Consider the following 13,679-nt stretch of genomic DNA (forward strand, 5'->3'; position numbering starts at 1 on the left):
CCGATGATGAAACAACAATATATCTGGTCATTCCTCCTGATAGTGTTAACTTCCATTACGGCGTGTAAAAAAGACAATTATTCACCGCCCTCTTCCAAACTGACCGGCAGGATCGTGTACCAGGGCACCGCTATAGACGTAGAATATGGACAGGTACCGTTTCAATTGTATCAATACGGCTTTGGTAAAACAGGCGCTATGGAAAGTACTTTCGCCCCCGATGGCTCCTTCTCCGCATCACTGTTTGATGGAACCTACAAATTTATCATACCCAACGGACAAGGACCCTTCCAATGGAAACAAACACCCAGCGGCGCACCAGACTCCGTCACCATACAGGTACAGGGCAATAAAACCATCGATATAGATGTAACACCCTACTTCATGATCAGATCGCCACAATTCACCACTGGTAATGCACAAGTCAATACAACGTTTAAAATAGAACAGATCATCACCGGCGCCGCCGCCAGAGAAGTAGAACAGGTAAGCCTCTATATCAATAAGACCGTATTCGTGTCCGGCGTCGACAACATCGCCAAATCAGAAGTCGATGGAAAAGATATCGCCAATAGGAACAACGTCAAACTATCCGTAAACATACCGGCACTCGTACCGGCACAGAACTATATATTCGCCCGCATCGGGCTTAAAATAGTGGGAGTGGAGGACAGGATCTTCTCCCCGGTGATGAAACTGTCGCTTCAATAGCGACAGTTTCATCACTCTTTTATTACAGGTAAATCTAATAATCTCGGATAATGAACAGGAAGCCATTGATCATCACGACAGCGCTGGCATTGCTCACAACAGCCGCCATCGCGCAGACAGGCACAAACACACGCATCGGCACCACCTGGGGCGCCCAGCTGGACAAAGAACACCCATTGCCGGACTACCCTCGTCCGCAACTGGTCCGCAACGACTGGGTCAACCTCAACGGTACCTGGCAGTATAAGATCACACCCAAAGAATCCACTACCGCTCCGGATACATACTCCGGTAACATCGTGGTGCCCTTCGCGGTAGAATCGGCTTTGTCAGGAGTAAGCACCACCGTCGGAAAAGATAGCGTATTATGGTACCACCGTACCGTATCTGTACCTGCCGCCTGGCGTAAAGGAAAAGTATTACTGCACTTCGGCGCAGTAGACTGGCGCTGCGAAGTATGGGTAAATGGACAACCTGCCGGCTCCCACGAAGGAGGATATGATCCTTTCAGCTTCGATGTCACGGCAGCCCTCAAAGGGAAAAATAAAGCCGACATCGTCGTACGCGTATGGGATCCCAGCGATGATGGCCCGCAACCACGCGGCAAACAGGTCAAAAGCCCTAACGGCATCTGGTACACCCCCGTCACCGGTATCTGGCAAACCGTATGGTTAGAACCTGTACCCGAAGCCTATATCAGCGATACCCGCCAGACACCGGATATCAACAAAGGAACACTCACCGTACAAACCACCGTCAACGCAGCACAACCAGGCGATGAACTCCTGATCACCGCTTCGAAAAATGGCCAGCAGATCGCAGAACAACGCGTAGCACCCAACGCCACCGCCGTACTCAACATACCACAGCCCGAACTGTGGTCTCCCGAACATCCGTTCCTCTACGACCTGAAAACAACCTTACTGCGTAAAGGCAAAAAAATAGACCAGATAGCCGGATACTTCGCCATGCGCAAAATATCCATGGGCAAAGATCAACAGGGCATACAACGTATGCTCCTCAACGATAAATTCGTATTTCAGTATGGTCCGCTGGACCAGGGTTGGTGGCCCGATGGCCTCTACACTGCGCCTTCAGACGCAGCACTCCTGTTTGATATAGAACAGACAAAAGCAATGGGCTTTAACATGATCAGAAAACATGTTAAAACAGAACCAGCCCGCTGGTACTACCATTGTGATAAACTGGGGATGCTCGTATGGCAGGACATGCCCAGCGGTGACCTCGGTAACCGCTGGGAACCCAACCCGGGCGTATATGGCCTCGCTTCCGATCAGCAGCGCTCCGCTGCCTCCGAACAAGCCTATCGCTCCGAGTGGAAAGAGATCATGCAAGACCTCTACAACTTCCCTTGCATCGTCGTATGGGTACCCTTCAACGAAGCATGGGGCCAATTCAAAACCCGCGAGATCACCGAATGGACCATGCAGCAAGATCCCTCCAGACTGGTCAACAGCGCCAGCGGTGGTAACTTCGAACCTGTCGGTCACATCGTGGACCTCCACCACTATCCCGATCCCTCCATGCCAGATCCCGCCCTCTTCGGCGCCAACCGCATACTCGTTTTAGGCGAATTCGGCGGCCTCGGCCTCCCCGTACAAGGCCACACCTGGCAGGAAAAAGATAACTGGGGATACCAACGCTTCAAAACAAAAGAAGAACTGCTCCACAGATACAAAGAGCTGATAGATCGCATGCCTCACCTCATCCGGAAAGGCCTGTCCGCAGCCGTTTACACACAGACAACCGACGTAGAAGTCGAAATCAATGGTATCATGACCTACGATCGTAAAGAAATAAAAATGCCGGCACAAAGCCTGAAAACAATACACTCTCCGCTGTACAATGCAAGCCTGGTAGAGATCACACCACAATAACCGCCTAAAAGAATATCGATATGAGAAAAAGTGTGCTTTTACTCTCCCTCGCAGCAGCAGCACTCACCGCAGATGCACAACAGATCGCACCTGCCTACCCACTGGTCACTCACGACCCGTACTTCAGCATCTGGTCCACCACCGATAAGCTGACCGCCGAACCAACCAAACATTGGAGCGGATCCCCGCAATCCCTCACCGGATTGCTCAAAGTAGATGGTAAAGTCTATCGCTTCCTGGGTAACAACGTACCTAAATACAAAGCAATACTGCCCACCGCCAACGAAGCCGCTTACGATGTCGCCTATACGGAATCACAACCCGCCGGCGACTGGATGCAACCCGCATTCAACGATCAGCAATGGAAACGCGGACAGGCACCCTTCGGCGATGATGACGCACAGGTAAAAACACCCTGGCATAGCAAAGACCTCTGGATCAGACGTAGCTTCACCTTACAACAGAACGATCTTAAAGACCTCTTCCTCAAGATCAGGCACGACGATAACGTAGAAGTGTACCTTAATGGCCAAAGCATCTATAACTTCAAAGGTTGGACCCATAAATTTGCGTACATCCCGATCAGCGAAGTAATAGCGGCCCACGCCAAACCAGGCCCGCAGGTATTGGCCATCCATGTGGCGAATACCGCCGGCGGCGCCTGGCTCGATGCCGGCCTCGCCACCTTCGAACATAAAGGTGCCTCACAACAGGTAGCCGTCGCCGAACAGATCAACACCTCCCTCCGTGCCACACAAACCCGCTACGCACTGCGCTGCGGCGGCCTGGGCGTAGAACTCACGTTCACCTCACCATTGCTGCTCAAAGACCTCGACCTCATCGCCAGACCCGTAACCTACGTGAACGTCGACGTAAAAGCAGCAGATGGAAAATCCCACCAGGCAGAACTCTACCTGGGCACTTCCACCGATATCGCCGTAAATACCCCCGACCAAGCCGTCACCGCCTCCCAATACAACGCAAAAGGCCTCGCCATCCTCAAAGCTGGTACCGTTGAACAACCAGTCCTCAAAAAGAAAGGCGATGACCTCCGCATAGACTGGGGCCACATGTTCGTAGGTATCAAAGCAGATAAAAACGCAAAACAATGGGTATCGCCCTACCTCGATGAGCACACCGTATTCGAGGGTGGTACCAACAAGAACCTTACCGGCAACCAGCTCACACTAAATACACTGGTACCCCTCGGCGCTGTCATTAACACGCCTAAACGTACCACCTTCCTGCTGGCATACGACGATGAATACGCTATCCAGTACTTCGGCGAAAACCTCCGCCCATGGTGGAATGCCGATGGCAAGAGTACCATCGAACAACAACTCGCACTGGCAGCAACACAACAGGAGGCTATCCTGAAAAAGTGTAATGCCTTCGACGAAGAACTGTTTAACAACGCCCGTAAAGTGGGGGGAGAAAAATATGCCCGCCTCTGCGAAATAGCCTACCGTCAGAGCATCGCCGCGCACAAACTCGTGAAAAGCCCGCAGGGCGAGCTACTCTTCCTCTCCAAAGAGAACTTCAGCAATGGCTCTATCAACACCGTAGATATCACCTATCCGTCCGCTCCGCTATACCTCCTGTATAATCCCGCCTTGCTCAAAGGAATGATGAACGGGATATTCTACTACAGCGAAAGTGGAAAATGGACCAAACCTTTCGCTGCACACGACCTGGGTACATACCCCTTGGCCAACGGACAAACATACGGAGAAGACATGCCGGTAGAAGAAAGTGGTAACATGCTCATCCTCACCGCCGCCATCGCAAAAGTAGAGGGCAACGCTTCCTACGCAAAACAACACTGGAAAACACTCACCGTATGGGCAGAATACCTGGCCAAAGAGGGCTTCGACCCGGCTAACCAACTCTGCACCGACGACTTCGCCGGCCACCTCGCCCGCAATGCCAACCTCTCCGTAAAAGCCATCGTAGCATTGGGTGGATATGCCCGCCTCGCCAAACAACTGGGCGACAACACCACCGCTGCCAAATACGAAACATTGGCCAAAGAAATGGTACGCAAATGGATCCAGCTCGCAGATGATGGCGACCACTATTCCCTCACCTTCGAAAACAAAGGCTCCTGGAGCCAGAAATACAACATGGTATGGGATAAACTCCTAGGCCTCCAGCTATTCCCAGCCTCCGTCTACGAAAAAGAGATCAGGTACTACCTGGGCAAACAACAGGCCTACGGCCTGCCACTCGACAGCCGCCGCACATACACCAAATCCGACTGGATCATGTGGACCGCCGTGCTGGCCAACAATCAACAGGACTTCCTGGCACTCACCGATCCCCTATATAAATATGCTACGGAGACCACCACACGGGTACCCCTCAGCGACTGGCACGAAACTACCAACGGTAACATGGTAGGCTTCCAGGCTAGAAGCGTAGTGGGAGGATACTTCATTAAACTGCTGGAAGCAGCGTTTAAAAAGTAGCGTAGATTTCACTTTATGTAAGTTTAAAACCGCCTGCTGTATTCACAGCGGGCTCCTTTTTTAAAACTTTATTCGATCACCGTAATGACTACTACCGCAAATATGATACTCGCTTATATTAGGCCTTTCATCCTCGTTATCGGTGCCTTAACGGTGGGCTTCCCGCCCTCCGTTAAAGCACAATCATTCAAAACTAATGACCCACAGACATCCCTCTCGCCAGCTGCCTACACCGCACTACCGCTGGGCGCCATACGCCCTAAAGCGTGGCTGCTGCATCAGTTGCAGATCATGAACGAAGGTGCCAGCGGCCACCTCGATGAAGTATACGCTAAAGTCAAAAACGACAACGGCTGGTTAGGTGGTAAAGGCGATGGCTGGGAAGAAACCCCCTACTGGCTCGATGGCGCCCTCCCCCTCGCATACCTGCTGGACGATGCCCGCCTCAAACAAAAAGTACAACACTACATCGACTGGACCTTAGACCATCAACGCCCCTCCGGATACTTCGGCCCCCTCACCGCCTGGGAACGCAAAACCGGTAAACAGGTCTCCGCCGACAGCTGCGGAGCAGGAGACGACTGGTGGCCGCGCATGATCATGCTCAAAGTATTGCAGCAATATTATACCGCCACCAACGACAAAAGGGTCATCCCCTTCATGACCCGCTACTTCCAATACCAACTCAAAACCATCCGGCAATGCCCCCTATCCCGTTGGACAGACTGGGCCTCCTCCCGCGGCGCGGACAACGCCCTCATCGCACAGTGGCTCTATACCCAGACTGGCCAGAAAGAACTGCTCGAACTGGCCGCCATCCTCCAGCAACAAGCCATCCCCTGGAGCCAGCTACTCCTCGGCCGCGATTGGGTCATCACCGCCGCCGCCTACCAAGACAACGATAATTGGATGACACGCCATGGCGTTAACGTCGGCATGGGCCTCAAAGACCCCGCCGTTCAATACCAACGCACCAGCGACTCGCTATATCTCAAAGCGCTATATACCGGCTTCCGTGACCTGATGTCCCTCCATGGCTTGCCCTTTGGCATGTTCTCCGCCGACGAAGACCTCCATGGCAACGCCCCCGAACAAGGCACCGAATTGTGCGCCACCGTCGAAGCCATGTTCTCATTGGAAAATATCATCGGCATCACCGGCGACACCCGCTTCATGGATGCCCTCGAACGCATGGCCTTCAACGCACTCCCCGGCCAGACCACCGACGACTATAACAATAAACAATACTTCCAGATGGCCAACCAGCTTCGCATCGCCAAAGGAGTATTCGACTTCTCCCTGCCCTTCGAACGCGAAATGACAAACGTACTAGGCATGCGCAGCGGCTATACCTGCTGCCTCGCCAACATGCACCAGGGCTGGACCAAATTCACATCCCACCTCTGGTACGCTACCCCTAACCACGGACTGGCTGCCCTCCATTATAGCCCCAACGAAGTAAAAAGCAGGGTAGGAGCCGGCAATACAGCAGTGACCATCCGCGAAGAAACCAACTACCCCTTCGATGATAACATCCGCTTCCTCCTCCAGACCCGCGATGCCGTAGAATTCCCCTGGCAGCTACGCATACCCGCCTGGTGTAAAGAAGCCGTCATATCTGTCAATGGCAAAGAATTGCAACGCGAACAAGGCGGCCGCATGGTCACCATCAATCGCAAATGGCACAACGGCGATCGCCTCGAACTCAAACTCCCCATGACCATCACCGTATCCGAATGGGGACGCAATACCCGCGCCGTCGAAAGAGGCCCCCTCGTTTATGCACTGAAACTGAAAGAGAACTGGAAAAAACAACAAGACGAAGTGGAAGGCGAATACTTCAGCGTATCTACCAACGACACCTGGAACTATGGCCTGTTACAAAAAGCAGTAACAGATCCCCAGACACAAATGACCGTCGCACAAACACAACCGGTTAAAGACGACTTCATCTGGAACCTCGCCCACGCACCCCTCGAAATAAAAGTACCGGCAAAACAGATCACCCGCTGGCAACTGACTGCAGGATCACAGGAACTGGCCCCCGTACCCGTCAGCTCCAGAGAAGGACTATACAGAGGACCCACTGAACCAACGGTAACAAACATTACCCTCGTTCCCATCGGCTGTACCAAAGTAAGGATCGTCGCTTTCCCCGTTGTACGATAAATAAAAACGGGCACGCCCTCCATAAGGAAGACGTGCCCGTTTTCAATAAGTTTTTAATAAGGGATAATTTTATATTGTCACATTGGCCTTTCGGAAAGCACTGGGGCTACTACCCTTGTACTTCTTGAAAGCCCGGTTCAGGTGACTCTCATCCGTAAATCCCAACTCCGCCGCAATCTCCCCGATACGCATATTGCTGTATTGCAACCGCGTCTCCACCAGCTTTAACTTATACCCCATAATGTACTGCTGTAAACTATCCCCGTGCTTTCGCTTGAAGTATTCACTCAGGTAATTAGGCGAAATATTACAATGACGGGCTATCTGCTCCGCCTTTAACAACTCCGGATCATAAATATGCGTATGGATATAATGCAAAATATCAACGGCCGTTTCCTGGCCATTCACCACATTATTCGCCAGCAACATCTTCGCTTGTATATTACGGGCCACCAATGTCAGTACCGTATTGATCAACTGCTCCACCACCGCCTCACTACGCTGCGAACAGGCCAGCTCCCGTATCAACGCCTCCAGTAATGCACGCACTACCGGCTTGTCCGTCACATTCTTCAGCACACATCCCGGCAGATGATTATTATGCTGGAAAATATATTCCATTTGCTGATGCCACTCCGGACGCAACCGCTCCAGGTAGATATTGTTGAAACGAATGAAGGCCAGCCGCGTATGACTATGTATCTCAAAAGAATGACAATCCTGCGGCATCAATAGGAACAACTTATCCGGCGCATAAGGTAACTTATGCTGGTTAAGACATTGCACACCCGTCCCCGTCAATACAAACACCATTTCAATAAAATGATGCTTGTGCGGAGCAATCACCCCCTCCTCTAACTCCTGATACCCTGCCTCAAAGGGCTGATAAAGATGCTCTGTTAACATGTCACAAACTTACAATTTAACCGAATAATAGTTTGTACGCAGATACAATGTCAGTGTAATACCCTTTCTTTGCCTGGATAAGTTAAAAGAATCATTGTTTGATGTGACTGTAGCAGAAAACCTTCAACAGTTTACTCGTTTATTGTTCCAATAATCTGTTATACCAATGAAAAAAAGTCTATTCATAGCAGTAGCACTACTGCTGGTGTCCACTAGGGTTACCTATGCACAGGTCAGCGAGACCATCATCGTAAAAGGTGACCCGGACAAATTTTATCCGGTAATATTTCAGGACAAAGGATGGCCGGAGAATGTAGCCACAGAATTAGAGATCGGTCGGTCCAACGTACACGTAGATGTACCTGCTATGTCTTGGCAAGGCTCTTTGATAGCTAAGTTCAGAATACACACCACCCGCTGGGGAAACGGATCTGAGTTCATTGATGCCGATATCAAACAGTACTTTTCACAGTTCAGACCACTGGTCGCCGGTTGGTACGACGCAACAGGTTACAATGGCAGCCATAACGTCATCATCTGGTTAAGGGGCGGCAATCTCCCATATTCCTGCAAATCACAATATGGAGCAACACCCGTCGTATATGACGGCGTACAAAATGCCTTGCCCTTCAAAGAACAAATAGGCGATACCGGCTTTAAAGACCACACCTACAAAACAGCACTGGACCCTTATGTGCCTGCGCAGGGTGGTGCTGTCTACAAATTCGGCGCAGATTTCGGAGGCATTGTCAAGACATTTAACCTATTTCAGAATAATGGACTGGTGCTACATGGCTTTCCTGGTTATTACGCCGATATCTCAAATAACCTCTACTGGGATAACGGTTGGAAATACCTGGCCGCCGGCCCGGCCAACCTCTTCAAGGTCGGTGAGCATAATACCAAAAGCGACTTTGCTTTCTATACTGCCCCCGTAGGAACCACTCCCGGTGCCACCGCCAATCTGCTCGAAGCCATGCGCATCTGCGAAAATGGGAACGTCGGCATCGGTACCAGTACCCCCGGCTCCTTCAAACTGGCTGTAGAAGGTACCCTCGGTGCCCGCCGCATCAAAGTACAGCAAACCCCCTGGGCCGACTTCGTCTTCAAACCAGGCTATCAGCTGCCAAGCCTCGACTCCGTCGCTAAGTTCATCGCCACCCACCAGCACCTCCCCGAAATACCTTCCGAAAAAGAAGTACAGGAACAAGGCATCGACGTCGGCGATATGAACAAAAAACTGTTGCAAAAGATAGAAGAACTGACCCTCTACCTCATCGACCAACAGAAAGAATACCGCAGCATGTTCGAATCCCTGAAAAAAGAAAACCAGGAACTTAAAGCACAACTGTCCCGGAAAAAATAAATAACTGTCCCTCCGGAAACAAACCCCGGAGGGACAGCAACTATATCTCAGGTCCACCTCTCCTGTAGCATTCCTATAGCTTTCCTATACCCGTTGCCCGTCTTTTCCGTATCTTGTAATAGTACAGAAGATTCCCATTTGTATACAAGTCCTCCCGCCCCATACAACCGATCTTTGCAATAACAAAACGCCTATTAAGATGGTTAACAATACAATCGCTTTCCTGCTGGCCCGCCTCGCTATAGGTGCCAGCATGTTCGGACACGGCCTCGTACGTCTGCCTAAACTGAATAAGTTCAGCGAATGGATGGTCGGTACCTTTGAACATTCCATAATACCCAAAGCATTGGTTACCCCCTTCAGCTATGTGGTGCCAATAGTCGAATTTGCCATCGGCGGAATGCTTATCCTGGGCCTCTGGACCAAAGCCGCCCTCATCATAGGCGCCGCCCTCATGGTCTCCCTCATATTCGGCTCCTGTATGATAGAAAATTGGGATATCATCACGCCACAACTCATACATACAGCCTTTTTCACCGTCCTGCTCAACTACGTGTCTACTTACAACACGTTCGCGATAGATAAACTGATCGCTAAATAAGCCTGTCAAAATAATAGCAATGAAGACCACTAGAAAAGACTTTCTGAAAACCGCCGGCCTGCTAGGAGTAGCCGGTATGATACAACCAGGACAGATGATAGCCAATACGACACAATCGCAATCCCGCTCACAGGCCCCCTCCAAATGGGCCGATGGCTCCCGCCTCATCGTTAGCGTCTCCATGCAGTTCGAAGCCGGCGGACAACCACCGCACGCCGAAAGCCCCTTCCCGCAAAACATGGCCAAAGGCTTCCCCGACCTGCCGGCAGAAACCTGGTACGCCTACGGCTACAAAGAAGGCATCCCCCGCATGCTCGACAACTGGGACAAAGCTGGCATTAAAGTTACCTCCCACATGGTTGGTAGCGCCGTCCTCAAAAATCCCTCCCTCGCCAAAGAGATCGTACAACGTGGCCATGAAGCAGCCGCACATGGCCGCGACTGGTCCAGCCAATACGCCCTGCCATATGAAGAAGAGAAAAAATTCATCCGCGATGGGGTAGAGGCCGTCAAAAAAGTCACCGGCGCCACCACCGTCGGATACAACGCCAACTGGCTCCGCCGGGGCGAAAATACCCTCCGCATCCTTCAGGAACTGGGATTCACCTACCATATCGACGACATCAGCAGAGACGAACCCTTTATCATCAAAGTCAACAACCACGACTTCGCTGTCGTTCCATATACCCTCCGCTGTAACGACATCGTACTCATCTCCGGACAAAACTTCTCCGCCAACCAGTTCCTCGAACAGGTGAAAATGGAATTTGATCAGTTGTATGATGAAGCCGCCAACCGCCGCAGAATGATGTCCATCAGCTTCCACGACCGCATCGGAGGCACCCCCCAAATGGTAAAAGCTACCGCCGACCTGCTCAAATATATACAGCAACACCCCGGCGTCAGCTTCCGCCGCAAAGACGAAATCGCCCGCATGGCACTGGAAGATAAAAACACCATCCGCGAATAACATACTTACTGTGTCACATCCCTGAAGAAGATCGCTGCCCCGCCTAATACCGGTAGCGGTCTTCTCCGTGCTGCTAACTCATTGGAAAATATGGCCGTATCAACATATTTGTGTAACTTTTAGGTACATATTTTGCAGCTTTGCAGCATAAGACGATATGATTAATACCATTCTGGATGTTTCGGCCACTAAGGCCATGTCACTCGACGTAGACGCCGCCGTCTCCTTCGGTCCCTTTCTGCGCCATCTTCAAAATCGCATCGCAGTAGAAAAGACCGTCAAAGCAAGTTTCTACCGTACCATCATCGAACAGTTCGAAATGTGTGGGATCACACCCGACACAGATATCCCCATGGATAAACTCGGCGACTACGGACTGCTCATGGAATACATCTACGCCTGTGTCTCTCCTGCCCTCACCGGAGAAGAAGAGATCGCTTGGGGCCTCGCAGTGCCTTTACAGCCCATCGTATTCTACGGTACAGAAGCCATGTACAACATGCTCACCCTCCGCTTGGAAGACAAATCCCAGACCTACGTCGTCGAAAAAACACCGGAAGACCACCACCGCGAGCGCCTCCATTTTATCTATTCGCTCATACTAAAAAGACTTTATAACTTCCAGATACCCGCACAAGCTCAACTGCACCATGCCTGGACACATGCAGAAACCGGGCTGCTCCGCTATTATAGCGTCTCCATGGATACCGACTACCTCGAAGTCACCGCCAAAGGATCCCTGCCTGAGCTGAACTTCAGCGAACTGCAGGGCCGCGTCGTCGAAGCCTCCGGCTACGACCTGCTGGAAGAAATACTTCCCCTGCACCTTTTCCGCTTCCGGGGCTTCGCCGTCCTTAATGTCTGCGATGTCACCGCCGAACAATCCGTCGACAATATCAAAAATGTCCGGCTTACACGTACCCCCGGCAATGAAGAAGAAAGCTATAACAGCGTCATCCGCTCCCTTAAAACACTTGTAAAAAACGATCGCATAGAATTCGACCTCTTTCCCTTCGTAAGGGTCAATGGTAAACCGGTATACGGCTACGTAAAAGGCGGCAACGGCATCCTCTTCTCCGTTTGGGGCGAACAAACACTCACCCCCGAACAATTCAGCGAAGTAGCAGAAGCATATTGCGCCAACCCGAAATCCTTCTTCTCCCCGGATATCAATGGCCGTGTGGAAATCAAAATGAAGTATCTCGACGGATTCCGCAACGCTGGCGTACGCTCACTGGCACTATTACCGCTATTCTATAACCATAACCCCGTAGGCGTACTCTGTATGCATACCTGGAAAGACCAGACCTTCGACGAGAAGATCATTGCCCTACTCGAACCAGCCATCTCACCCATCGGACAACTGCTGCAGATCTATATCGACGAATTCAATCTCGAACTGGAAAATATCATCAAAGAACATTTTACCTCCATACAACCTTCCGTACAGTGGAAATTCAATGAAGTAGCCTGGCACTACCTCCACGCACGGAAAAAACACCGCCCCCTGGTATCCGAACGTATCGACTTCAAAGAAGTATACCCCATCTATGGCGCCGTCGACATCCGCAACTCCACCGTAGAACGTAACATGGCCATCAAAGCCGACCTGGAAAACCACCTCCAGATACTCAGCGATACCCTGGCCGAGCTACAACCCTACGACCCGTCCTCCCTCATGCAGGAAATGAGGTTCAACTGCAGCAAATGGCAACAGACACTCCAGAAAGCAGAACTGGGCAGCCTGGCCGAAAATACCCTCAACAACTTCCTGGCGGAAGAAAGCTGCCAATATCTTCACTACGTCCGCGAACAAGACCCCAAAGCAACACCCATAGTCGATAAGTTCCTGGGCATGCTCCAGGCGCCCGATGGACCCATCCACCATCACCGCCATGCCCTCGAAGTATCCATGCAGCTCATCAACACCACCGTCAATAACTACTTCGAAAACGAAAAAGAACAACTGCAAAGAGCTTATCCGTGCTACTTCGAAAAGTTCCGCACCGATGGCGTCGAATACGATGCCTACATCGGACAGTCTATCTCACCGGATAAACCTTTCAACCCCCTCCACCTGAAAAATATCCGCCTCTGGCAACTGTCATCCATGGTGGCCGTCACCCGGCTCACCCATGCACTCATCTCCGAGATGGCCCGCCCGCTCGAAACCACACAGCTCATATTCATACACAACCATACCATTGATATCAGCTTCCGCCGCGATGAACGCAAGTTCGACGTAGAAGGCGCCTACAATATCCGCTACCAGATGATCAAAAAAAGGATCGATAAAGTACATATCAAAGGCACCACCGAACGCCTTACCCAACCGGGTAAGATCGCACTCATCTACTCCGGCGAACGCGATGTCGCAGAATACCGCCCGTTCATCGCCTACCTGCAGGAAACAAACGCATTGTCAAATGAACTGGAAGAACTCGAACTCGAAGAACTACAAGGACTCAGCGGCCTTAAAGCACTCCGCGTCAGCGTCATCTACTCCTCACCTGGTACCTGCTAGCAGCAGGCAGCACTTCCCTCTTTGCCCAGACAGGTTGCAAAAAATGCAAGAGCGGTAACCAATCCG

At 51.3% G+C, this 13,679-nt stretch carries 9 protein-coding genes; 8 read left to right on the plus strand and 1 reads right to left on the minus strand.

Annotated elements, in window-relative coordinates; all coding sequences use genetic code 11:
- Positions 1 to 3: 3 nt before the first annotated feature.
- The 4 genes from KTO58_RS07090 (at position 4) to KTO58_RS07105 (ending at position 7,246) form a co-directional block, all read left to right on the plus strand.
- Positions 4 to 711, plus strand: coding sequence for a DUF3823 domain-containing protein (locus KTO58_RS07090; RefSeq protein ID WP_225860105.1), 708 nt, complete (start codon positions 4 to 6; stop codon positions 709 to 711).
- A gap of 50 nt (positions 712 to 761) precedes the next feature.
- On the plus strand, positions 762 to 2,609 hold the full coding sequence (locus KTO58_RS07095) for a glycoside hydrolase family 2 protein (protein ID WP_095840049.1): 1,848 nt from the start codon (positions 762 to 764) through the stop codon (positions 2,607 to 2,609).
- Positions 2,610 to 2,629: 20 nt separating this feature from the next.
- Complete coding sequence (locus KTO58_RS07100; protein WP_095840048.1) at positions 2,630 to 5,077, plus strand: glutaminase family protein; 2,448 nt, start codon at positions 2,630 to 2,632, stop codon at positions 5,075 to 5,077.
- A gap of 84 nt (positions 5,078 to 5,161) precedes the next feature.
- On the plus strand, positions 5,162 to 7,246 hold the full coding sequence (locus KTO58_RS07105) for a beta-L-arabinofuranosidase domain-containing protein (protein WP_225860106.1): 2,085 nt from the start codon (positions 5,162 to 5,164) through the stop codon (positions 7,244 to 7,246).
- A 69-nt stretch (positions 7,247 to 7,315) separates the two neighbouring features.
- Here KTO58_RS07105 and KTO58_RS07110 read toward each other — a convergent pair whose 3' ends face one another.
- A complete protein-coding gene (locus tag KTO58_RS07110; protein ID WP_095840047.1) occupies positions 7,316 to 8,152 on the minus strand; it encodes a helix-turn-helix domain-containing protein in 837 nt (278 codons plus the stop codon).
- Positions 8,153 to 8,318: 166 nt separating this feature from the next.
- Here KTO58_RS07110 and KTO58_RS07115 point away from each other — a divergent pair, with 166 nt between their 5' ends.
- The 4 genes from KTO58_RS07115 (at position 8,319) to KTO58_RS07130 (ending at position 13,613) form a co-directional block, all read left to right on the plus strand.
- On the plus strand, positions 8,319 to 9,518 hold the full coding sequence (locus KTO58_RS07115; protein ID WP_095840046.1) for a hypothetical protein: 1,200 nt from the start codon (positions 8,319 to 8,321) through the stop codon (positions 9,516 to 9,518).
- Between the two features lie 199 nt (positions 9,519 to 9,717).
- Positions 9,718 to 10,119 carry a DoxX family protein gene (locus KTO58_RS07120; protein ID WP_095840045.1) on the plus strand — a complete coding sequence of 134 codons (402 nt, stop codon included), beginning with the start codon at positions 9,718 to 9,720 and terminating at the stop codon, positions 10,117 to 10,119.
- Positions 10,120 to 10,138: 19 nt separating this feature from the next.
- Entirely contained in the window at positions 10,139 to 11,089 is a 951-nt protein-coding gene (locus KTO58_RS07125; RefSeq protein WP_095840044.1) for a polysaccharide deacetylase family protein, read from the plus strand.
- A gap of 157 nt (positions 11,090 to 11,246) precedes the next feature.
- The gene (locus KTO58_RS07130; RefSeq protein ID WP_095840043.1) at positions 11,247 to 13,613 is read left to right on the plus strand and encodes a GAF domain-containing protein; all 2,367 of its coding nucleotides are present in this window, start codon (positions 11,247 to 11,249) and stop codon (positions 13,611 to 13,613) included.
- Positions 13,614 to 13,679 lie beyond the last annotated feature (66 nt).

This window comes from Chitinophaga pendula (assembly GCF_020386615.1).
Lineage (GTDB): Bacteria > Bacteroidota > Bacteroidia > Chitinophagales > Chitinophagaceae > Chitinophaga > Chitinophaga pendula.